The organism is Gordonia otitidis NBRC 100426, from assembly GCF_000248075.1.
GTDB lineage: Bacteria > Actinomycetota > Actinomycetes > Mycobacteriales > Mycobacteriaceae > Gordonia > Gordonia otitidis.
The window spans coordinates 17,963-39,814 of record NZ_BAFB01000114.1; the positions used below are offsets into that span (position 1 = coordinate 17,963).

The 21,852-nt window shown below is 67.0% G+C and carries 22 protein-coding genes; 16 read left to right on the forward strand and 6 right to left on the reverse strand.

Annotation, left to right across the window (positions count from 1 at the left end; genetic code table 11):
• The first annotated feature begins 215 nt into the window (after positions 1-215).
• From GOOTI_RS11840 to GOOTI_RS11870, 7 genes are read left to right on the forward strand one after another with little or no spacing between them, the layout of a single operon-like run.
• A complete protein-coding gene (locus GOOTI_RS11840) occupies positions 216-728 on the forward strand; it encodes an Asp23/Gls24 family envelope stress response protein (RefSeq protein ID WP_007238828.1) in 513 nt (170 codons plus the stop codon).
• Positions 728-1,207 (forward strand): hypothetical protein, encoded by a 480-nt coding sequence (locus GOOTI_RS24760; protein WP_007238829.1) that lies wholly within the window; start codon positions 728-730, stop codon positions 1,205-1,207. The genes GOOTI_RS11840 and GOOTI_RS24760 overlap by 1 nt, the downstream gene beginning before the upstream one ends.
• The gene (locus GOOTI_RS11850) at positions 1,204-1,386 is read left to right on the forward strand and encodes a DUF2273 domain-containing protein (RefSeq protein WP_007238830.1); all 183 of its coding nucleotides are present in this window, start codon (positions 1,204-1,206) and stop codon (positions 1,384-1,386) included. The genes GOOTI_RS24760 and GOOTI_RS11850 overlap by 4 nt, the downstream gene beginning before the upstream one ends.
• On the forward strand, positions 1,379-1,924 hold the full coding sequence (locus GOOTI_RS11855) for an Asp23/Gls24 family envelope stress response protein (protein ID WP_007238831.1): 546 nt from the start codon (positions 1,379-1,381) through the stop codon (positions 1,922-1,924). Before GOOTI_RS11850 ends, GOOTI_RS11855 begins: the two co-directional genes overlap by 8 nt.
• On the forward strand, positions 1,921-2,586 hold the full coding sequence (locus tag GOOTI_RS11860) for a DUF6286 domain-containing protein (protein WP_007238832.1): 666 nt from the start codon (positions 1,921-1,923) through the stop codon (positions 2,584-2,586). Before GOOTI_RS11855 ends, GOOTI_RS11860 begins: the two co-directional genes overlap by 4 nt.
• Positions 2,583-3,140 (forward strand): Asp23/Gls24 family envelope stress response protein, encoded by a 558-nt coding sequence (locus tag GOOTI_RS11865; RefSeq protein ID WP_007238833.1) that lies wholly within the window; start codon positions 2,583-2,585, stop codon positions 3,138-3,140. Before GOOTI_RS11860 ends, GOOTI_RS11865 begins: the two co-directional genes overlap by 4 nt.
• 14 nt (positions 3,141-3,154) lie before the next feature.
• A complete protein-coding gene (locus GOOTI_RS11870; protein ID WP_007238834.1) occupies positions 3,155-4,618 on the forward strand; it encodes a WS/DGAT domain-containing protein in 1,464 nt (487 codons plus the stop codon).
• On the opposite strand, the gene GOOTI_RS11875 is transcribed toward GOOTI_RS11870, so the two are convergent.
• Positions 4,548-5,462 carry a hypothetical protein gene (locus tag GOOTI_RS11875; protein WP_007238835.1) on the reverse strand — a complete coding sequence of 305 codons (915 nt, stop codon included), beginning with the start codon at positions 5,460-5,462 and terminating at the stop codon, positions 4,548-4,550. The genes GOOTI_RS11870 and GOOTI_RS11875 overlap by 71 nt on opposite strands.
• Positions 5,463-5,488: 26 nt before the next feature.
• Entirely contained in the window at positions 5,489-6,076 is a 588-nt protein-coding gene (locus GOOTI_RS11880; RefSeq protein ID WP_007238836.1) for an HhH-GPD-type base excision DNA repair protein, read from the reverse strand.
• A 32-nt stretch (positions 6,077-6,108) separates the two neighbouring features.
• On the opposite strand from GOOTI_RS11880, the gene GOOTI_RS11885 reads away from it, so the two are divergent.
• A complete protein-coding gene (locus GOOTI_RS11885) occupies positions 6,109-6,624 on the forward strand; it encodes a hypothetical protein (RefSeq protein ID WP_051997950.1) in 516 nt (171 codons plus the stop codon).
• Positions 6,625-6,879: 255 nt separating this feature from the next.
• Positions 6,880-8,400 carry a sugar porter family MFS transporter gene (locus tag GOOTI_RS11890; RefSeq protein ID WP_007238838.1) on the forward strand — a complete coding sequence of 507 codons (1,521 nt, stop codon included), beginning with the start codon at positions 6,880-6,882 and terminating at the stop codon, positions 8,398-8,400.
• On the opposite strand, the gene GOOTI_RS11895 is transcribed toward GOOTI_RS11890, so the two are convergent.
• The 4 genes from GOOTI_RS11895 to GOOTI_RS11910 form a co-directional block, all read right to left on the reverse strand.
• Positions 8,392-9,138, reverse strand: a complete 747-nt coding sequence (locus GOOTI_RS11895) for a lysoplasmalogenase family protein (RefSeq protein ID WP_007238839.1) — start codon at positions 9,136-9,138, stop codon at positions 8,392-8,394. The two genes, GOOTI_RS11890 and GOOTI_RS11895, sit on opposite strands and share 9 nt — an antisense overlap.
• Positions 9,135-10,277 carry an alpha/beta hydrolase family protein gene (locus GOOTI_RS11900; RefSeq protein WP_007238840.1) on the reverse strand — a complete coding sequence of 381 codons (1,143 nt, stop codon included), beginning with the start codon at positions 10,275-10,277 and terminating at the stop codon, positions 9,135-9,137. The genes GOOTI_RS11895 and GOOTI_RS11900 overlap by 4 nt, the downstream gene beginning before the upstream one ends.
• A 74-nt stretch (positions 10,278-10,351) precedes the next feature.
• Complete coding sequence (locus tag GOOTI_RS11905; protein WP_233425487.1) at positions 10,352-11,395, reverse strand: hypothetical protein; 1,044 nt, start codon at positions 11,393-11,395, stop codon at positions 10,352-10,354.
• A 173-nt stretch (positions 11,396-11,568) separates the two neighbouring features.
• Positions 11,569-12,369 (reverse strand): Rv1157c family protein, encoded by an 801-nt coding sequence (locus tag GOOTI_RS11910; RefSeq protein ID WP_007238842.1) that lies wholly within the window; start codon positions 12,367-12,369, stop codon positions 11,569-11,571.
• Positions 12,370-12,779: 410 nt separating this feature from the next.
• Here GOOTI_RS11910 and GOOTI_RS11915 point away from each other — a divergent pair, with 410 nt between their 5' ends.
• From GOOTI_RS11915 to typA, 7 genes are all read left to right on the forward strand, one after another.
• Positions 12,780-13,871: a thiamine ABC transporter substrate-binding protein gene (locus tag GOOTI_RS11915; protein WP_007238843.1), complete on the forward strand. Its 1,092-nt coding sequence runs from the start codon at positions 12,780-12,782 to the stop codon at positions 13,869-13,871.
• Complete coding sequence (locus tag GOOTI_RS11920) at positions 13,847-15,487, forward strand: ABC transporter permease (protein WP_007238844.1); 1,641 nt, start codon at positions 13,847-13,849, stop codon at positions 15,485-15,487. The genes GOOTI_RS11915 and GOOTI_RS11920 overlap by 25 nt, the downstream gene beginning before the upstream one ends.
• Positions 15,487-16,527: an ABC transporter ATP-binding protein gene (locus GOOTI_RS11925; protein ID WP_007238845.1), complete on the forward strand. Its 1,041-nt coding sequence runs from the start codon at positions 15,487-15,489 to the stop codon at positions 16,525-16,527. The genes GOOTI_RS11920 and GOOTI_RS11925 overlap by 1 nt, the downstream gene beginning before the upstream one ends.
• On the forward strand, positions 16,524-16,934 hold the full coding sequence (locus tag GOOTI_RS11930; RefSeq protein ID WP_007238846.1) for a (deoxy)nucleoside triphosphate pyrophosphohydrolase: 411 nt from the start codon (positions 16,524-16,526) through the stop codon (positions 16,932-16,934). Before GOOTI_RS11925 ends, GOOTI_RS11930 begins: the two co-directional genes overlap by 4 nt.
• A 280-nt stretch (positions 16,935-17,214) precedes the next feature.
• The gene (locus GOOTI_RS11935) at positions 17,215-18,609 is read left to right on the forward strand and encodes a lipase family protein (protein WP_233425488.1); all 1,395 of its coding nucleotides are present in this window, start codon (positions 17,215-17,217) and stop codon (positions 18,607-18,609) included.
• Positions 18,610-18,809: 200 nt separating this feature from the next.
• Complete coding sequence (locus GOOTI_RS11940) at positions 18,810-19,601, forward strand: EamA family transporter (protein ID WP_007238848.1); 792 nt, start codon at positions 18,810-18,812, stop codon at positions 19,599-19,601.
• Between the two features lie 224 nt (positions 19,602-19,825).
• Complete coding sequence (gene typA, locus GOOTI_RS11945) at positions 19,826-21,736, forward strand: translational GTPase TypA (protein WP_007238849.1); 1,911 nt, start codon at positions 19,826-19,828, stop codon at positions 21,734-21,736.
• Positions 21,737-21,852: the final 116 nt, after the last annotated feature.

Here is a 21,852-nt window from a genome sequence, read left to right on the forward strand (position 1 = left end):
CTGTGTCCGGCATCACGCGAATTCACGCGTGCAGATATCGGATTCACTACGACTGACCTTATACGGGTGTGAGGCGGCAGCGGGTCGTACTGCTCCGCATCCCCCGGTTCGGTGGATCGCCGGACAACGCGCAGGAGATTAAGCGCGGGTCCGAGATCGCCGGACTCAGGTTGTCCCGTCATCCAACGCGATGAGAATGAGGAAAGAGGAACGTCATGGCAGACACCGCAACCAATCAGTCGAAGTCCACCACGGCCGGTACGGACAGTGCCAAGGGCGGCAGCGCCGTCGCATTGACCGATGCCTCCAGGACCGACGCGTCCAAGTCGGTGGCACCTGCGGGAGAGCGTGGCAAGACATCCATCGCCGATCAGGTCGTAGCAAAGATCGCGGGCATCGCGACGCGTGAGATCAATGGCGTGTACGACGTCGGCGGCGCGACCGAACGCATGGTGGGCAAGGTGCGTGAGGTGATCCCCGGCACGGGCACCAGCACCACCCAGGGCATCAACGTCGAGGTCGGGGAGCGTCAGGCCGCCGTCGACGTCTCGATCGTCGCCGACTACGGCGTGGCCATCCATCAACTGGCTGCGGCCATCCGTCGCAACGTCATCACCTCGATCGAGCAGATGACCGGCCTGGAGGTGACCGAGGTGAACGTCACCGTGCACGACATCCACTTCGGCGACGATGACGACGACTCGTCGGATACCCCGCGGGTCCAGTGATGTCGGATACGTCGGTACCCGACGGCGCGGTACCCGACGGCGCCGTGCCTGAGGGGGCTGCCGGCGGTGGCGGCTCGGTCGCCGAACAGGTGGCCGCCGCCGCGCTGGCGGTTCCCGGGGTGACCAGCTTGCACTCGGGCGTCTTCGGCGAGGTCGCCACCTATCTGCCCGGAAGTCGGGTGGGGGGTGTGCAGATGTCGGACGGCTCGGGCGAGGTGCACATCGTGGTCGACATCAATCACGACCTGCGTGCCGTCGCCGACGACGTGGTGACAGCCGCGTCACAGGCCGCCGGTGTGCCGGTCTCGGTGGTCGTCGAGGACGTTTCGGTCGGACCCACATCGCCCGACGACACATCACACGGCGACACATCACACGGCGACACATCACACGGCGGCACATCACACGGCGACGTCATACAGGGCGCCGTCGTGGCGGACGACGCCACAACTTCGAACAACAGAGGTGAACAACGATGATTAACAACGCGGTGGTCGGACTCATCGTCGGATTGCTGCTCGCAATCGCGGCGACGACCGGCGGTTTCAGTGGTTTCATCCTGGCCATCGTGCTCGGGGTCGTGGGACTGGTCATCGGCCTGCACCGCGACGGCGTGCTCGATCTCGGCCGGCTGCTGAAGAGCAGGAATCGTGGCTGATGCGGTGACGGTCACCCGCGGCGACGTGGGCGCCGCGGCCCTCGGCACAGCGGCGCCCGCGCTGTCGCCGGAGGCCGCGGACCCCTCCGACCCAGGTTCGCGCGGGCGGCTGATCCTCGACGATCGCGTCGGTGAGAAGGTCGCCGAGCGTGCTGCGCTCGATGTCGACGGGGTGATCGAATCCGACGGTAAAGGCGGGTCGGTGCTCAACGCGATCAATCCGCTCTCGGATGGATATCCGTCCGCATCGACGGACATGTCGCAGACCGCGCCGATCATCACCCTCACGATCGCGGTGAGGTGGCCGTGCGCGGTGGCCTCGGTGTGCGCCGAGGTACGCGATCACGTCGCCGCCGAGGTCACCAGACTCACCGGAGTCCGGCCGTCACGCGTCGACGTCACTGTCGCCGAGATAGCGACCGGGGCGCAGGCGAAACGTCGACAGGCCGGATTCATCGAGATTCCGAACCCGACGCAGTCGGAGAAGTCGTCGCGGGCGCCGGGTGCGGACAGTGGCGTCGAGGAGGAGGAATCATGAGCACAACCGAGTCGGACACCGTCGAGTCGCGGACAGGCGAGTCGCGGAAAGGCGAGTCGACCCCGATCGAGTCACAACCAGTCGAGTCCCGCAGTGTCGCCCGCGCCCATGCGCGCGACACACACAAGGGCAAGGTGTTCACCCCGGCCGCAGGACCGAAATCGGTTGTCTCCGGGGTGATCATCGGTCTCCTGCTGCTCGCCCTGGTCGCGGTCGCCATCCATGATCTGCTGATCAAGGCCGGCTGGGTGTCGGACACACTCTGGCTGCAGTCCGCTGCCGATTGGCTCGACGGCGCCACCTGGAAGGACTGGATGTGGGCGGCCGCGGTCGGTTTCATCGTCGTGGGTCTGCTCCTCGTGTGGACCGCTCTCGCTCCCCGTCGACGCACTCACATCAGTCTCGGCGACTACGAGGTCTTGTGGACCCGACGCGGAGACGTCGCACGACGATTCAGCACTGCCGCTCTGTCGGTGTCGGGTGTCGAACACGCGACGACCGTCGTCGGCCGTCGGCGGGCAAAGGTTCTCGTCACCACGAACAGCGGCGTTGACGAGGCGGAACTGCGCGACGTCCTCGACAGTGTGGCGACGTCGTTGGAGAAGTCGGTACGCGTGAAACTGAAGGTGGTCACCCGGCACAGGAAGGGAGGTTCGCGATGAACCGCGGACCAGCATCGTTTCATCGGATCACCGCCGGGCTCATCGGAGTGGTCTGCCTCGTCGTCGGGGTGGGCGCCGTGCTGTGGAAACTCGACGTTCCCAAGGTGCGTGAGTGGGCCGACCATCTCGATTCCGGATGGCCCGCACGTCTCGACGGCACCGACTGGTGGACGGTGGTGCTGTTCGCCATCGTGATCATCGGACTGATCTGGGGGTGGTCATTGATCGCGAGTGCGATCCGCCCGAGCAAGGTCGACGATCTCGAACTCGCGGGAAGCAACGACGACGGCGAGCTCATCGTGGCGCCCAAGCTGATCGCCAATGCCGTCGCCGACGACCTCGCCGGACACACCATGTTCGACGATGTGTCGGCCAAGGCGCTCGACGACCGCGGTCGTAAGCTCATCCGGGTCACGGTAACCGCGCCACCGACCTACTCATACGACGAGGTAGCCGCTGTGCTCGGGCCGGAGATCGAGTTGATCCGCTCGGCCGTGGACGGTTCGGATGTTCACGTGCAAGGTCTCGTCCACCTCGAAACACCCAAGGACTGACGGGATCCGGTCGGATGCAGCGCATGGCTGCGGCAGACGCGCTGTCGTACTGGATGGCACCGATCATCCCCAACGACCAGTTCGCGGTGTACGTTTTCGCCCACCGAGAAGTCGACGACCCGCGCGTCCTCGCCGCGTGGCTCGCGGCGCGGGCGCAGCGTGTGCGCGATCTGAGGCTGCGTGTGCTCGATGTCCCGCTCACACTCGATCGTCCCTACTGGGTGACCACGGACGTCCGAGCGGAACAGTTCGTGGTCGACGACGTCGCACGCACCTGGCAGCAGTGCCTGGCGGCGCTGGCGCAGCGCATGTCCGATCAACTCGATCCGACCGACATGGCCTGGCGTGTCCACGTATTCGCGCCGGTGAGCGGTGTTCCCGGGACGCCCCACGAGTACTCGCAGCCCGGGGAGCCGATCAGCGGGTGCGGCGGTCCGACACCCGCCGCCGACAGCGATGCAGGAGTCGTTGTCGTACTACAGATCTCGCACGCGCTCGGTGACGGTCGACGTACCGCCGAGATCGCTCGCGAACTCTTCGGGACGCGAGTCTTTGGCGCCGAGCCACGCCGATCGGTGACCCGGGCTGCGCCGGATTCGGCGTTACGCGTCGGCAGTGCCCTTCTCGGGGCGGCGCGTTTCCCCGGTCAATTCGCATCGATGGTCGCGCGTGGCGCCGTCGCGTGGCGCCGACATCGCGTTGCTCCGGTCGAACACGGTGGGGGAGTGGCGCTGTCGCGAGTGAACAAGCCGTCCGGACGCTCGCGGACCCTGCGCACACTGACTGTCGAGCGTCGCACGTTGCGAATCGGGGGATGTGGCGTGACGGTCGGTGCGTTGGTGGCGATCTCGCTGGCGCTGCCCCGTTTCCTCGCCGACGTCGACGACCGGCTCGTCGTCGAGCTGACAGTGGCGCGATCGCCCAGGAGGGGCACCCGCAACAACTTTCGTAACGTCGGTATCGATCTACGGGTCGACGAACCGGACCTCTGTGAGCGCGCACGGCGGATCGCGGCCGACATCGATACGGCACGCCGTTGCGACGACGATCCGACGCGCGTCGCGTCGCGAGCCGCGACGGCTGCGACTCCGGCGGCGCTGACCCGTTGGGGCATAGCGCATTTCGATCCTGAGGTTGTTCCCGAGCGGGTCACCGGCGTCACCGTCGTCTCATCCGTGGATCGGGGTCCGGCAGATCTGATGCTCGACGGTCGGCCGGTGCTCGCCACCGCCGGGTTCCCGGCGTTGTCCCCCGTGCAGGGGCTGACACACGGAGTACACGGTATCGGTGACCGCGTCACGATCTCGGTGACGACGTCTCCGGAGGTCTGTCCGGACGTCGATGCCTACCTCGCGGGGCTGTCGGAGGCGATCGATCGCCTCGCTCGTGCAGGGTCGGACAACGCGGTCAGAGCTGGTCGTGCGGGGAGCGAGCCGGATCGTGCCCGCTCGGAAGGGAATTCCGCGACCCGCGGGTGAGGCGCTTGGGCAGGCGGTCGGCGAGTCCGCCGAGCGGGGCGACGGTCTGGTTGAGCAGGTCGACCGTTTCCGCCAGTTCGTGGACGGTGTCCTGCATCGCGATGAGATTCGGCGCGAGTGTGGCGATGACCTCGGTGAGCTCGGTGATTCGGTCGAGAGTGCCACCGGGCGTGATGGCACGTTCGACGGCACCGTCGTCGCCGACGAGCTGATCGAGCAGACCGCCGTCCGTGGCGAGTCTGTCGAGAGCGCCTCCTGGTTCGGTCGCCTTGTCGAGCAGACCGCCGGGCGCGGTGAGCTGGTCGACGATGCCGCCCTCCGAGGTCAGGCGTTCGAGGATGCCCTCGTTCTCCGTGAACTGGTCGACCACACCGCCGGGCCGAGTGAGTCGGTCGAGCGGGCCGTCCTTGGCGGTGAGTCTGACCAGGATGCCGTTCTCATCGGTGATCTGGTCGAACAGGCCGCCGGGTGCGGTGAGCTTTTCGAGCAGTCCGTCCTTTGCGGTGAGCCGGTCGACCACGCCGCCCGGCGTGACCAGCCGCTCGAGTGGACCTCCCGGCGCGATCAGCCGCCCCAGCGGGCGGTCGGGAGCCATCAGATCGGCCAACTGTGACAGGAGCGCGAGTGGAGCACGCGCGCCGCCGAGTTCTGCCCCGGAGATGCCGATCGCCTGCCCGATCTCATGCTGCACACTGGTCGCGGTGACCCGTGCGATCGCCACCGCGGACTCCGCTGCCGTGAGCGCCACGCCGGTGATCGCGAATCCCAACCGGAACGGAAGGTCGATGGCCGAGCGGATATCCGGGCTGGTGATGTCGACTTCGACGTCACGTTCTTCGACCACGAGTTTCTCCTATGTCAAGCGACACCCTAGCCTTTCGCGGACGCGTCGTCGCCCGCTTTCGCCGCCGCCTTCGCGGCCTTCTTGAAATCCCGGACCTTCTGCAGAGAGACGGGATCGGTCACGTCGGCAACGGAGCGAAATCCCTTCTTACCGTAGTCGCCGACGACCGCCGTCCACCCACGCGGGGCGACGTCGAGTTGCTTGGCGAGCAGCGCGGTGAAGATCTTCGCCTTCTGATCGCCGAAGCCGGGGAGGGCCCGAATCCGGTCGAAGAGTTCTCTGCCGGTCGTCGCCGTGGACCACAGTTGGGCGGTGTCGCCGTCGTAGTCGTCGACGATGACTCGGGCGAGCGCCTGGACACGTCCGGCCATCGAGCGTCCGTAACGGTGGATCGCCGGCGGCGTTGCGCACAGGTCGGCGAACGTGTCGGGGTCGGCATCGGCAATCGCCACGGGATCGAGCGAACCGAACCTGTCACGGATCTTGGCCGGTCCGGCGAATGCCCGCTCCATCGGGAACTGCTGATCAAGCAACATCCCGGTGAGCAGCGCAAAGGGATCGGTCGACAACAGTTCATCGGCGGCGGGATCCTGGGCGATCTGCAGTTTTGCCATGGCCTCATCCTAGGGACTCCTACACTGACGCCATGCGCAGATGGGGACGGGCCGCAGGGGTGCGGCGGACGGTCGCGGTGATGGCAGCCGCGGTGGTGGCGATGACCGGACTCACGACGGCCGGTGTCGGCAGGGCGCACGCGATTCCCGAGTACAGCGATCCGAACTTCGTGACCTCATTGCGGTGCGGCAGTGCCAACCCGTGGCCGCTCGGCCCGCTCGACATCCACGTCGACGTCTTCAACGACATCCGTTTTCCGTCCGACGGACTACCGGGGCCCGCGATCGAGCTGATCGGGACCGACCGGGCGCGCGCGGGACTCGTCGACTACTCGATGGAGGTCACGGTCTCATGGCGCAACCTGGCCACGGGGCGCAGCGGCGTGGTCAGCGCACCGAGTCGTGCGAGACACATCTCCTGGCAGATCGTTCTCCACCCCGGCCCCGGCCGGGTGTCGTTCGTGATCCACCAGAAGATAGGGGCCATCGCATTCGTGCCCATGGTCAACCCGCAATTGTCGTCCTGCAGAGGAACTGCGAACGCCTAGCGTCGTTCTGAACGAGGAAACCGGGTCCGGGCGTGCTGCCGACCCACTGCACTCTGGTCTCGCGTCGCGGATCCGATGCCCGAAGCATCACGATCTGAACTCGATGTCGTCGCGCCGTCACGGTTTCGCCCGTACTGACATTCAAAGTGCCTTCACGCTGAACAACATTGGGTAACGTGACAATCACGTCCGGGGCCGCGGCGCACCTGAGAGTCGAGTGTCCCCCAAAGCCGAGTATCGAGGCGAGGTCAGGAAATGTCGCAAGCACGTTCTGCCCCTTCATCCGAGCAACACACAGCCAGAGTCATCGGCGTCAGCGTCGCTGCGGCCGTCGGTGGCTTTCTCTTCGGTTTCGACAGTTCGGTCGTCAACGGCGCCGTCGACTCCATTCAGCAGACCTTCGGGCTCGGCGACCTGTTCAAGGGCTTCGCGGTCGCCATCGCACTGCTCGGTTGTGTCGTGGGTGCATGGTTCGCCGGTCGGCTCGCCGACATCTGGGGTCGTAAACGCGTCATGGTTCTCGGCGCGGTCATGTTCGCCGCGTCGGCCGTCGGCACCGCCTACACCCAGACGGTGTGGGATCTGCTCATCTGGCGCGTGATCGGCGGTCTCGGCATCGGAATCGCGTCGGTCATCGCGCCCGCGTACATCGCCGAGATCGCGCCCGCCCGGTACCGCGGTGCGCTCGCGTCGATGCAACAGCTCGCCATCACGCTCGGTATCTTCGCCGCGTTGCTGTCCGACAAGCTCTTCCAGCAGGCCGCCCCCGGCGGTGAACCGATGAACACGCTGTGGTGGGGTCTGGAAGCCTGGCGGTGGATGTTCCTCGTCGGCGTCGTCCCGGCAGTCGTGTACGGCGTTCTCGCGCTGTTGATCCCGGAGTCGCCGAGATACCTGGTCGGACACAATCGTGACAAGGAAGCCGCCCGCATCCTCGAGGAGGTCACGGGCGAAGAGCATCCACTCGCTCGTGTCAAAGAGATCAAACTGACAGTCAAGCGTGAGTCGTCGGCCAAGCTGTCAGACCTGCGCGGGCCGTCGTTCGGTTTGCATCCCCTTGTCTGGGTGGGTATCTGGCTGGCCATCTTCCAGCAGTTCGTGGGTATCAACGCCATCTTCTATTACTCGACGAGTCTGTGGACATCCGTCGGTTTCAGTACCGACTCCGCATTCACGACCTCGGTCATCACGTCGGCGATCAACGTGGTCATGACGTTCGTGGCGATCCTCTTCGTCGATCGCATCGGTCGGCGTGTGTTGTTGCTGTGGGGTTCGGTCGGCATGTTCATCGGCCTCGTCATGGCGTGCGTGGCGTTCACCCAGTCGCACTACAAGGAGACCGGCTCCGTCGGCGACACGCAGTGCACCCCGGGGAACACCAACTCCGACTGTCTGACACTGAACGGGCACTGGGGTGTCGTCGCGCTGATCGGTGCCAATCTGTTCGTGATCGCGTTCGCCGCCACCTGGGGTCCGGTCATGTGGGTGATGCTGAGCGAGATGTTCCCCAACAGCATCCGGGGCGTGGCACTCGGCGTGTGTACGGCGTTCAACTGGCTCGCCAACTTCACCATCTCGATGCTCTTCCCCGAGGCGAGTGCATCGCTCGGACTCGGCTGGGTCTACGGGTTCTTCGCGTTCTGTGCCGCGGCGTCGTTCTTCTTCGTCAAGGCGAAGGTCCGCGAGACCAAGGGCCTCGAGCTCGAGGACATGGATGCCGTTGCCGCCGAGGACCTATCGCGCTTCGAGGCCACGCGGCGTGCGAAATCAAGCTGAGCGCGAGACCCGCGGGGATGTCGATGGCCCCGGTGCGGTCCCCAGTGCAGTCGTCAGCAGGTACTGGGCCGTGAAATAGCTTGCGAGCACCCAGGCCTCGCTGACCCGACGTGCCGTCGCCCCGCGGACGAGGTGTCGACGATTCAGGATCGTGAAATCCGATGCGAGGAACAGTAACCCGCCGATACGGGTCGACGGCTGTGGGGTATCGAGGTTGCCGGCGAGTGTCGACATCATCGCCAACGTCGTGCCGTACGGCATGAGAACGGTGAGTGGCCGCGGTCGATGTGTCGCGAGAACCGCTGCCGCTTCACTGAGCGCGGCTATCCGCGGTGCGAATGCGCGCAGGCTGGGACGCGCACCTCGGCGGAACAACAGGCCACAGTAACCGAGTTGCCCCGCGGCGAAGAGCGCCGCTCCGGTCGCGAGTCGACGGTCCTTGACCGTCCATTGCGCCGCGGTGTCTGCAGGACTGAACTCTTCGAGGAGCATTGCGCGGTCGCCTGCGGCCGAGAACACGATAGCGCCAGCGAGCAGGGCGTCGTCGATTCCCGGTCTGGCGAGGCGTCGACGTGCCCTCCATGCCGCTCGTCCGGCGAGTAGGGCGAGCGGAACCGGCTTGGTGACGGCCGCTGCGCGGTGCGAGCCGAATGCGCCGGCGATCGTCGCCGCGGCCGACGCAACCGAGTATGCGATCGCGAATCCGGTCTCTCCCGAGACCTGTGGCCGAGTCGTCAACGCATCACGGTCGCAACGAATGCCCGGATGTCGTTGTCCGCCATACGGTTGGCACTGTCCTCCGACAACGTCAGGTAGGGGCGTGGCGAGACCTGTCGATCGGCGGATCGTGCGTCGTTGATGTATTTGAACGTCAGCGGCACGATGACGGACGGATCGACGAGTCCCTGCGTCATCATCACGGGCCGGGTGAAGCCGCGGACGGGCAGCACCGACGCCGCCTCGAGGACACCGGCGAGCTCGCGATTACCCGAGAGTGGTTTGGAGAACAGCGATCCCAGTGACAAGCCGTCCACTTCGCGCGTGAGGTCGGCGACGCACTGATCCGCCGCACGGTTGAGCCAGGTGCGGCCGCTCTCGGTGAGGTAGTCGACGACGTCCACCGACGGCCGTGCACGACTGATCGCACTGAGCGTGTAGAGGGCGTCGGCCGTCAACCCGGCGGGTAGCGTGACGGTACCCGGGCCGAGTTTGGTCAGCAGCGACGAGAATTCTGCGGGAATCGACGACGCCGCGGCACCGCGGAAGTCGAGGGTGGGGCCCTGCAACGTGGTGGCGATGCGGGCGAGGGTCACCGCGGCGGCCGCGCCCTGGCCCTGACCGACCACCGCCCACTTGCGCGCGAGACTGTCGCCGAGCGACCGCGTGGCTCGCACAGCGTCGACGATATTCCGAGCGGTCGCGTCGGAGTCGAAATACTGTGGGGTTCCTGCGGTTCCGAGTCCTGCATAGTCCGTGGTGACCACTGCGTATCCGCGCGAGAGCCACGCACGTGCCTGGTCGAGATCGGTGACGGTAGGCCGTGCCGACGGCGCACACGCGTCGGCCAAACCGCGTGAACCATGTGCCCATGCAATGATCGGGAAGCCGCCGGCGGGGGCGGTGCCGAAGGGCGTGAGTAGGACACCACTCGATCGCTGAGGCTTGTGGTCGGCGCCGGTGGTCGCATACGTGAAGACCGTGCCGTTCGCGGCGCCGGGAACGAGATCCGACGACGGAATCGTACGGCTCGAGTAGACCGCCCCTGCCGACCGGGCGGCAGTGGTGTCAGACGACGACTCCGTGGCGGCATCGGATTGCGACTGGACGGTGGGAGCGGCTGCTGCCACAGCAGGTGTGACGACACTGAGGCACACCATGGCCACACACGCGGCCGCGCGAATCGATCTGGTCGAGGGATGTCTCCGTGACCTCCGGCGACGGGCTGGTCTGGTCACTTGGCGTCCACCACGCCGATCGCCGGCAGGAAGAAGCACGAGCGACCCGCGTTGTTCGATGTTCCGTAGATGGCGGCCAGGACCGTACCGCTGCCGGTCTTCACCGGTGCGAGGCGTACGCCCGACAGCAACGGCAGGAGCACCGTCGCCCGGGGATCGGCCACGGGCTTGAGATCCTCGAATCCGCCCTGCAACGTCGAGGTGTTGAACCACGCGACCTGCATGTGTCCGTCGGCGGCGCCCCCGGTGCCGCTGGTCGCCGGGACGAAAGCGAATGCCGTTTCGCCCTTGTCGACCAGATTGAGCTTCTCCGGCAGCGAGATGCCGGGGATCAGTTGCAGCAGTGGTTCGAGCGGTTTGATCGCCGTCATGGGTTCGGTCTTCGCAGGCCACGGGCCGGGCGCGGCGCCCGCGGCACCGGTCACGATCCCGAGCGGGTTGTCGTCGGTCGGCGTCGTGCACAACGGTGCGATGGCCGGTGAGAACGGTTGGATGCCAACAGCCTTCAGAACTGACGTCACGTCTGCGCCCGCGGCCGGACGTGCGGATGCTCCCGCACTCACATCGCGCGATGCCGTGCTGCCGCCGAGAGCGACCGACAGTGTGTTGAGTCTGTCCTCGATGTCGGCGGTGGAGAGTTGCCCCAGTGACGACTTCACGGCCTCGGCGGCCTTGAGGGCGAGCTGGTCGACGCCCGCGGCTTTGAGCGCCTTGACCGCCTCGGCGAGCTCATGGTCGAGCGGCACACCGCCCAGCGCCTGCGGGTCGGGGGCGAGCGTGGTCGGTGGGGTCGGGAGCGCGGGATCCGCCGAGGCGGTCGCGGGTGCCAGGACGAGTGCGGCGAGTGCTGTTGCGACCCCGGCGACACCCAGGCGGAGTCGACGGGTGGTGCGCACTCGGCGACCGGTTGCCGCGCGCTGCCCTGCTGGTCGATGGACGGTCTCTGCGTGGTGTCCGTGTGCTGCCTCGTGCGCATTCTCGTGCACCGACGTCATCATGCTTCTCCTCGACAAGACCATCAGCGCCGTGCCGGTACGCATGGTGCTGATGTGACAGATGTTTCTAGAGTTACAAGAGACCACGAGTGCGGGTGGGACTTCAAGTCGTGAGTCCGAGCTGTGATGTGCGCGCGATACCTGTGCGACCGGCCAGACGACGAAGCCGGGGGAGCATTGGCTCCCCCGGCTTCGCGGTGTCGTGACGGTGACGTGGATCAGATGATCGCGAGTCCGATCGTCGGAACGATGGTGCAGTTGAGCACCTTGCCCTTGGTCTTGGTGGTGACGTCGCCATAGATCGTCGAGATGACTCGGCCCTTACCGGTCGAGGCGATCCCGGTGAACGTGCCCGGTCCGTCGGTTGCGTTGATCAAGGGGTTGCGCTTGAGCTGGAGTTGGCCGGTACGCCCGTTGTCGATGTTGATCCAACTCACGAGCAGCTGACGAGCCTGGTTGTTGATCGCGGGTCCGGTGCCGAGGCTCGTGTAGACATACCCGGCCTGTCCGCGCTTGGGCCCTGGCGCAGGCGCCTTCTGCGGGCCCGCCGTCACGAGCGCTCTGCCCAGTGAGTTTCCACCGCCCGGCATGCAGCCGAAGCCCAGCGTCGGATAGAGGAACTGTTGGATCTTGGGGGCGTTGGGTCCCTGCGGGATCTCGGGCTCTCCCGGCTTGGCCGCTTCCATGCGGGCGACCTGCTGACGTCCGGGCTCACCGAGGAAGTCGATGATCTTCTGCCAGGTCGACGCCACCTGGGGCGGGAGCCCCGGCTGATCGGCCATGGCGCGCGCCTGCTGCAGGAGTTGAGCGTTGACCTTGCCATCTGGACCCGGTGTCGTGACCGAGCCGATGATCGCAGGTGCGAAGGCTCCGAGGGAGTCCAACGTGCGCTGGTCGACCTTCGGCGCGGGCGTCGGTGCCGCAGTGGCGATGGCCGGGGCGGCGAGCGAGGCCGCGACGGCGACCGTTGCTGCGGCCACGGCGATGCGGGCGCGGCTGGTCAGTGCTGATAGACGCACGTGTCGGTGTCCTATCGGTTGTCGGTGTGTGTCGGGCACTCGGGACACTACCCGGGTGTCACCGCCCGGAACGCCGGTCGGATGACGTGGCGTCCCCCGACACCCCGGTGCTGTTGGCGCCCTGTCGCCGCGCAACCCGCACGGTTGTCGGTCAACAATGACGCCGCGTCATTCTAAGCCCCGGCGATGGGGCGGTGTCCAGGGGAGCCTAACGCCCGGCATGGCCAACTCCTGGTATGGGTGATGCAATTGTTACGTATGTTACGGGTCGCCGCGTCCTCGGGGCTGGTCGACGGACCGTGCGTGACCGAACTGGTTAGATCGACAGGAGTTCGATCAACGTCAGGTTTTCTCGATGGTGCGCCGCCCGGCTGTGTGCGGACGTCGCCGACCCTGGGTGAGGAGCACTGGTGACAGAGCAGACCGCAGCGACGGGTCGACCCGTCGCGAAGACGTCGGGACGGCGGGTGCCGGGTTGGAGGGGTGTGCGGCGCTGCGCGGTCGCAGCGGCGGTGCTCGCTCTTGGTACCTCGCTGCTGACGGCGTGCGGGGACGACTCGTCGTCGAGCTCGGAGGTCACTCTGCTGACTCACGACTCGTTCGATCTGCCGCAACCGGTATTCGATGAGTTCAAGAAGGAGACTGGCCTGACGCTCAAGGTCGTCAAGAGTGGTGACGCGGGTCAGTTGGCCTCGACGGTGTCGCTCACCCCCGGTTCACCGAAAGGCGATGCGGTGTACGGGATCGACAACACCTTCGCCGCCCGACCCATCGCGGCGGGTGCGCTCGAGCCGTACACACCGGCCGCCGCCGCCAACGGTGCCGACCGCTACGCAGTGCCCGATTCGAACAACGAGCTGACCGCCGTCGACCGCGGGGACGTCTGCCTCAACATCGACGACGAGTGGTACCGACGCGAGGGGCAGACCCCGCCGAAGAGCCTGCGTGACCTGACCGAACCGACCTACGCCAAGCAGGCGGCGCTGATCGATCCCGGTACGTCGTCGCCGGGTATGGCCTATCTGCTCAGTACCGTCGGCGTCTTCGGGGACAACTGGCAGGACTATTGGAAGCAGGTCTCCGCCGCCGGCGCGACGATCGTGTCGGGCTGGGAGATCGCATACAACCAGCTCTTCACCGCGGGAGAGGGCAAGGGCGCCAAGCCGATCGTGTTGTCCTACGCGTCCTCGCCTGCGGCGACGCCGGGAACGAGTGCGCTGCTCGACAGCTGCTTTCGACAGGTCGAATACGTCGGAGTGCTCAAGGGTGCGTCGAACACCGCGGGCGCCCGCAAGCTCGTCGACTTCATGCTCAGCCCCACCGTGCAGAAGGCGCTGCCGTCGTCGATGTACGTGTACCCGGTGCAGAAGGACACCCCGTTGCCCGACGGCTGGGTTCAGCGCGCACCCATCCCGCAGTCGACAGTCAACCTGCCACCGGCGTATATCGCGCAGAATCGGGAGACGTGGCTCCAACAATGGCGCAGCGCAGTCGGGCGCTGAGCGCGAACCGTGTCGGGAGCCGGCTCCTTGCCGTCATTCCCGTGGTGTTCCTCGGAGTGTTGTTCGTGTGGCCGGTCGCTGCGCTCGTCTGGCGTGCGATCACCGACAGCGCCGACGCCGCAACCGGTTCGTCGCTGACAGAACTGTTCACACGTACCCGAGCAGCTCATCTGCTGTGGGTGACGGTGGCGCAGGCCGCGGCGTCGACGGCGCTGTCGCTGGTGGTCGCAGCGCCGATCGTCTGGCTGTACTCGCGGTTGCGTGGAGCGTCGGCGATGGTCCTCGACGTGGTGGTGACAGTGCCGTTCGTACTGCCGACGGTCGTCGTCGGCGTGGCGTTCAGGGCCCTGATAGATGGGCCGCTCGCGTTCGCGCACATCGGATCCGGATGGTGGGCGGTGTTGCTCGCCCACGCCTTCCTCAACGTCGCCGTCGTGGTCCGCGTGGTCGGCGCGGCGTGGCGATCACTGGACACCCGCGCGCTCGACGCCGCCCGTACGTTGGGCGCCGGGCGATTCCGTGCATGGCGAACGGTGATCGCGCCAGCTTTGCTACCGGCGGTGGGTGCGGCAGGCACGCTGATATTCCTGTTCTGCTCGACGAGCTTCGGCGTCATCATCATCCTGGGCGGCGGCACACTCCGCACACTCGAAACCGAGATCTATCAACAAGCAATCGGCTACTTCCGGATACCGGAGGCGGTGGCGCTGTCCTTGGTGCAGATCCTCGTCGTCGTCGTCGCGCTCATCCTCACCCGCGTGGTCACGGCACGATCGCGGACCACCACGAAGGGCACCCGCGCACCAAGGCATCGTCGCATCACGGGTTGGGCCAGGGTTTCGGCGTGTCTGGCGTGGGTGTGGACTGTGGCGGTTCTCATCGTCCCGATCGCGGTGTTGGCGGTGCGATCGGTTCGTCCGAGCCGTGACGGGGCGTGGACTCTCTCCGGCTATCGCGCCCTGGCGGAGCCGGTCAATGGCGTGACACCCCTTGCAACACTGCGGTATTCGTTGGTGTCGGCCTTGCTCGCGATGATGATCGCGGTCGCCGTCGGCGCACTGGCGGCCGTCGCGCTGCACAACGCGCGAGGGACCGCGCGCGTGGTGGGTGCGGTTCTGGCGCTGATACCTCTCGGGATCAGCGCCGTGACACTCGGATTCGGATACCTGATCGTGCTGTCGGAGCTGCCCGGCCGCATCGCGGCGTCTGAGTTGATCATCCCGTGCGTGCAGGCCCTGATCGCTATCCCGGTGGTGATCGGGATCGTCGTTCCGGCGCTCGACGCGGTTCCCGATCGTGCACGCGCGGCCGCCGCGACGCTCGGAGCGGGTCCGCTCAGGGTGTTCTGCACCATCGACCTCCCCGCGATCGGCAGGTCGCTGGCCGCGGCCGCGGGATTCGCATTCGTCATGGCTCTCGGCGAGTTCGGCGCGACGAGCTTCCTGGCACGCGCGGACACCACGACTCTGCCCGTGCTGATCGGATCGGCACTCAATCGGCCGGGCGCAACGCAGCTGGCGACGGCGATGGCGGCATCGATGCTGCTCGTCGTGGCGACCGCGGTGGCCATGTTGGCCGTCGAACTACTCCGACCCCGCTCGGGAGCACCGATCTGATGCTCGAGCTCGAAGGTGTACGCATCTCGTACGGGTCGCAGACGGTCATCGACGATCTCGACTGGCGCGTCGGCGTCGACGGGCTCGTGACCGCGCTACTGGGGCCGTCGGGCTGCGGAAAGTCGACTCTGATCCGTGCCATCGCGGGCCTCGAGGACGTGGAACGGGGCAGTATCCGTCTCGACGGTGCCGATCTCGGCCGCGTCCCGCCGCATCGGCGCGACTTCGGTGTGGTGTTCCAGGACGGCCAATTGTTCGGTGGTAGGAGCGTCGGCGCGAACGTCGGATACGGACTCAGGGCCAGACGTATGTCGCGGACATCGGTCGCGCGGCGCGTGGCCGAGATGCTCGAACTCGTGCAGCTGCCGGGCTTCGAGAAACGCTCCGTCGACGAACTCTCCGGCGGGCAGGCGCAGCGCGTTGCACTGGCGCGTGCGTTGGCACCACACCCCAGGTTGCTGTTGCTCGACGAGCCTCTCGCTGCCCTCGATCGCAGGCTGCGTGACGACCTCGCCGTGGACATCGGGAGAGCCGTGCGCGCGACCGACACGCCCACGATCCTCGTCACGCACGACCACACCGAAGCGGCACTGATCGCCGACGCCATCTCGGTGATGAGGTCGGGCGACATCGTGCAGACGAATCCGCCTGCGCGACTGTGGAAGCGGCCGGTCGACGCGTGGGTCGCCCGGTTTCTCGGCTGCACCACCGTGCTGCCGGCCAGGCGCACCGACGGCACACTCACCACACCGCTGGGTGACGTCGACGCCTCCGCGGTGGGTGTCGATACGTCGTGGGAGACGGGAGAACTCGGTCTCCGCGCGGAATCGCTGACTGCGCGACTCGCCGACGTCACAGCGCACCCCTCAGCCACTGCCCTCGGTGACGTCGTCGCTGTGGCGGATCTTCCCGCGGGCCGCCGACTCCGGGTGTCGGCGTCGGTGGGTGACGTCGACGCGGTCTCGCATGACGACGTCCGGGTCGGCGACACTGTTGCGCTGCGTTTACGGCCCGAGCACATCGCGGTGATCGGACCGTGAGCCCGCGGATCGTGGTCGCCGGAGCCGTGACGAGCGTCGACAATCGACTTCTGTTGGCGCAGCGGCGTTATCCGGCTACCGTGGCCGGGTTGTGGGAGCTTCCGGGCGGTAAGGCCGAAGACGACGAGGACGTGAAGTTCGCGCTTCGTCGGGAATTACGCGAGGAACTCGACGTCGGTGTCGAGGTGGGGGAGCGTCTTGCCGAGACGGTCGCCCTCTCGGACGACCTCACCCTCATCGCGCTGTGGGCACGGATCACTGACGGCGTGCCCCGCCCCGTCGAACATTCTCGATTGCGCTGGGTCACAGCCGAGGAACTCGACAAGATGGTTGCCGGGCACCAATTGGTACCCGCCGACACCGTGTGGGTGCCCGAACTGTCCGGCGTACTGCGTCGAGCGCGATGAGGCGTTCCCGCCGCGCTGAGCGCTCCATCTCGTGTGACGCTCTCGCCGAGGTCGGGAGGGTCGGGCTGCCGATTCGTTACATCACGAATCAGTCATCGACCTGCGCACCCGGTCGGTCAACGGTTTAGGGTCGAACACCGAGCGTGGCCGAGAACGAGGCAGAGTCCGCGTCGCCGACTTGCGGTGTACACGAAACCGGTTGTGAGGGAACGGCGGAGGGTGGGGGATGGTGGGCACGATGCGGTATCGGCGTGCATTCCGATTGCGTGCAGTGACAGGGATGTCCTTCGTGAGGGCCTGCTGTCTCGTTCTCGTAGCGGCCATGGTCGCATTCGGCGCAACCGGGGTCCTCGGTGGTTGGCGGGCCGGTGCGGCACCACTCGGCTCATCCGGGTCAGCCGAGACCGGGTCGGGCGGGTCGTCCGGCCCCAACAGCGCCTTCTATACGCCGCCGACCGGTCCGCTTCCCGCGGCGGGGACATTGCTTCGAACGCAAGCGATGTCGACGTTCATCACGATCCCCAACCGGGCCGGCGGGATTCCGGCATCTGCGACGAGGATTCTGTACGTGTCGACCAATGGCCTGGGCAAGCGCGTGGCCGTCAGTGGCTACTACCTACAGCCCGCGCGGCGGTGGACCGGACCGGGGCCGCGACCGCTGGTGTCGTACGGTCCCGGGGCACACGGGATGGGAGACCAGTGTGCCCCTTCACGTCTGGTCGCTTCGCCGACCCTCGCCTCGCCGGGCGGTCCGATGGCCGAGATCGAAGCACTGATCACCTACAACCTGCTCGCCCGCGGATACGGTGTTGTGAGCACCGACTACATCGGGTTGGGAACTCCGGGCGACCACACCTTCGCGATGCGCGTCGACCAGGGCGATGCGGTGATCGACGCCGCCCGCGCCGCACTACAACTCCCGACGGTTGACCCCCGCACCCAGGTGGCGCTTGCCGGGTACTCGCAGGGAGGCGCAGCGACCGCCGCGGCAGCAGAACTCATCGACAGCTACGCCCCCGACCTCGCCAAGCAGGTCGTCGGCATCTATGCAGGCGGTGCGCCGACGGATCTGCGCAGCCTGCTCGATCATCTCGACGGCCAGCGTCTCGGCGGTGCGATCGGGTGGGCGATCGTCGGCGCGATGGCCCTGTATCCGGATATGGCACAACAGATCCCACCCATGCTCAATGCCGAGGGCAAACGCCTCACGAATCTCGTTCGTGGACAATGCATCGTGGCCACCACGCTGATCGGCTCACCGAGGACGAGCACCTGGACCGTCAGCGGAAAGTCGATAGGTCAACTCATAGACGAGACTCCGACCCTCGCCGCCCGGGTCAACGAGCAAAAAGTCGGGCTGCGCGCGCCGACCGACATCCCGATCCTGTTGTCCAGCAATCCCGTCGACCCGACGGTACCGGTGTCGCAGGGGCAGACCCTGTTCGCCGAGTGGTGCGCACAGCAGCCGCGGTCACTGGAGTATCGCAGTATCGCGTTCCCCGTCCTCGGCGGAACTCCGTTGGGCCACATCGCAGGCGGGGTCGCCGGATACAACGAGGCGTACGACTGGCTGGCCGACAGGTTCGCAGGTAAGGCGCCGGCGAGCGGATGCCTGCGCACGGCACCGTCGAACGGGCTCACGACCGGCTCTGCAGGATCGTCCGGCTCTTCCTGAGTGCGGCTGCCGGCTTCGGCTGCACACCGTGGGAACGCGATCGGAGGAGTGGGCGAGGAAACCCCGGCGCGCCGGGGCGCGGTCACGGGGTAGTTTCGGCGCCTGTGACGCAACAGCGACGAGGCCGGGCAGCGGAACCGCGAGCGCGACACAGCGCGCGTTGGCTGGCTCCGGCGTTGATGCTCGTCGGCGGAACCTCGATGTATCTCGGTGCTGCGATAGCGATCGAGTTGTTCGACACCGTGTCGCCCGCGGGAGTCGCCTGGCTGCGCATCGCGGGCGCCGCCGTGGTTCTGGCGGTGGTGGTGCGGCCCTGCCGTGATGCGTGGCGCTGGGGTCGGTTGCGGTTGGCCGGACTGTTCGGGCTGATGACAGCGGCCATGAACATCGCCTTCTACCTCGCACTCGACCACCTCCCGCTCGGCACGACCGTCGCACTCGAGTTCCTCGGGCCGATCGCGGTGGCCGCAGCCGGTTCCCGCACGAGACGCGACGTCGCGGCACTGCTCTCGGCAGTGATCGGCGTGGTGCTCATCGTCGACGTGCACTGGGCCGGGAGTGTGCTCGGCGTCGTGCTGGCGCTCACCGCCGCCGCGTGCTGGGCGGGCTACATCCTGCTGGGGCGGCGGGTCGCAGTTCGTGGAGCCGGGATCGAGGACCTCACCACGGGATTCGTGGTTGCTGCGATCCTGACCTCACCGCTGGCCCTGACCATCGGACCGGCCGTCGACGCGGGCGAGAGCATCTGGTGGCTGCTCCTGCTCGCGCTCGGGCTCGGTGTGCTGTCCACGGCGGTTCCCTACGCTCTCGACCAGGTGATCCTGCGGTCTGTGGGTCCCGCGAGGTTCGCGCTGCTGCTGGCGCTGTTGCCCGTGACGGCGGCAGTGGTGGGCTTCATCGCGCTGCGGCAGATCCCCGCGATCACCGAACTACTCGGAATCGTGGCCGTCGCCGGGGCGATTCTGCTGCAGGCGAGCCGCAGGTCGCACTGACGGGCGCCGCGCGTCGCTCCAACCAGCGGATAAGCGTGCCCTGCCGCTCGCGACCGCCCAGCAGGACGTGCCGCGACGACGTTCATGGTGCTGTGTGATCGCGCTCTCATCCTCCGAGCAGATACCCTGTTGAGCGTCGTAGAGTCCACATCCGGTGCCACCAACCGGATCGCCGACGGCCCGCGCATGCCTCCGGGACGTCGAAGTAGATGAAAGAGAGCTCAGTGAGCGCTGCCCCCAACTTCCGCAACGTCGCGATCGTCGCGCACGTCGACCACGGCAAGACCACGCTGGTCGACGCGATGCTCCGCCAGTCCGGAGTGTTCGGTGAGCGCGCCGAGCTCGTCGACCGCGTGATGGACTCCGGTGACCTCGAACGCGAGAAGGGCATCACCATTCTCGCGAAGAACACCGCGGTGCATCGTCGTCAGCCGGACGGCACCGAGGTCGTCATCAACGTCATCGACACGCCCGGCCACGCCGACTTCGGCGGTGAGGTCGAGCGCGGCCTGTCGATGGTCGACGGCGTCGTGCTGCTCGTCGACGCGTCCGAGGGTCCGCTGCCGCAGACACGCTTCGTGCTGCGCAAGGCGCTGAGTGCGTCGCTGCCGGTGATCCTGCTGGTCAACAAGACCGACCGCCCCGATGCGCGCATCTCGGAGGTCGTCTCCGAGACCCATGACCTGCTCCTCGACCTCGCCTCCGATCTTGACGACGAAGCGGCCACGGCGGCCGAGCAGGTCCTCGACCTCCCGGTGCTCTACGCCTCCGGGCGTGCGGGCATCGCCAGCACCGTCGAACCCGCCAACGGAGAGGTCCCCGAGGGAGAGAACCTCGACCCGTTCTTCGACGTCCTGATGGAGCACGTTCCCGCGCCCAAGGGCGACGCCGAGGCGCCGCTTCAGGCACACGTCACCAACCTCGACGCCTCGCCCTTCCTCGGGCGCCTCGGGCTGGTCCGCATCCACAACGGCACCCTCAAGAAGGGCCAGACCGTCTCCTGGATGCGTGAGGTCGACGGTGAGCCCGTCACCGAGCGCGCCAAGATCACCGAACTCCTCGCCACCGTCGGCGTGGAGCGCAGCCCCGCCGAGTCGGCTGTTGCTGGCGACATCGTGGCGATCGCTGGTATCCCCGAGATCATGATCGGCGACACCCTCGCCGACGCCGAGAACCCGGTAGCCCTGCCGCGCATCACGGTCGACGAGCCTGCCATCTCGGTCATCATCGGTACCAACACCTCGCCGCTCGCGGGACGGGTGAAGGGTCACAAGCTGACTGCTCGTATGGTCAAGGACCGCCTCGACACCGAGCTCATCGGCAACGTGTCGCTGCGCGTCGTCGACATCAATCGTCCCGATGCCTGGGAGGTGCAGGGCCGCGGTGAGCTCGCGCTGGCGATCCTCGTCGAGCAGATGCGTCGCGAGGGGTTCGAGCTGACCGTCGGTAAGCCGCAGGTGGTCACGCGCAAGGTCGACGGCAAGGTGCACGAGCCGTTCGAGCACCTGACCATCGACGTCCCCGAGGAGTACCTCGGCGCGGTCACCCAGTTGCTCGCGGCGCGCAAGGGCCGTATGGACCAGATGAACAACCACGGTTCCGGGTGGGTCCGCATGGAGTTCCGCGTTCCGTCGCGCGGCCTGATCGGGTTCCGTACCGACTTCCTCACCGAGACCCGCGGCACGGGTATCGCCAACGCGGTTTTCGACGGCTACGACGCCTGGGCGGGTGAGATCCGAGCACGACACACCGGTTCGCTGGTGAGCGACCGTGCGGGCACGGTGACGCCGTTCGCGATGATCCAGCTCGCCGACCGCGGCACGTTCTTCGTCAACCCGGGTGACGACACCTACGAGGGCCACGTGGTCGGCATCAATCCGCGCGCCGAGGACCTCGACATCAACGTGACCCGTGAGAAGAAGCTGACCAACATGCGTCAGTCCTCGGCCGACGTCATGGAGACCCTGGCCAAGCCGATGCACCTCGAACTCGAGGGTGCGATGGAATTCTGCGCCGCCGACGAGTGTGTCGAGGCGACTCCGGAGGTCGTGCGGGTGCGTAAGGTGCACCTCGATGCGTCCACTCGCGCCCGTGAGCGTTCGCGCGCCAAGTCGCGCGACCAGGCGGCTGGCTGATCCCGACCGGGTTCGCGTCGCAGGACCGGCGTACCGGTTCAGGAGTCGACGGCCCCGGGTGAGAACTGGTGTGCAGTGGCCGGAGCGAGGTGTGGGGGTGAGCGGGTGGTGACCGG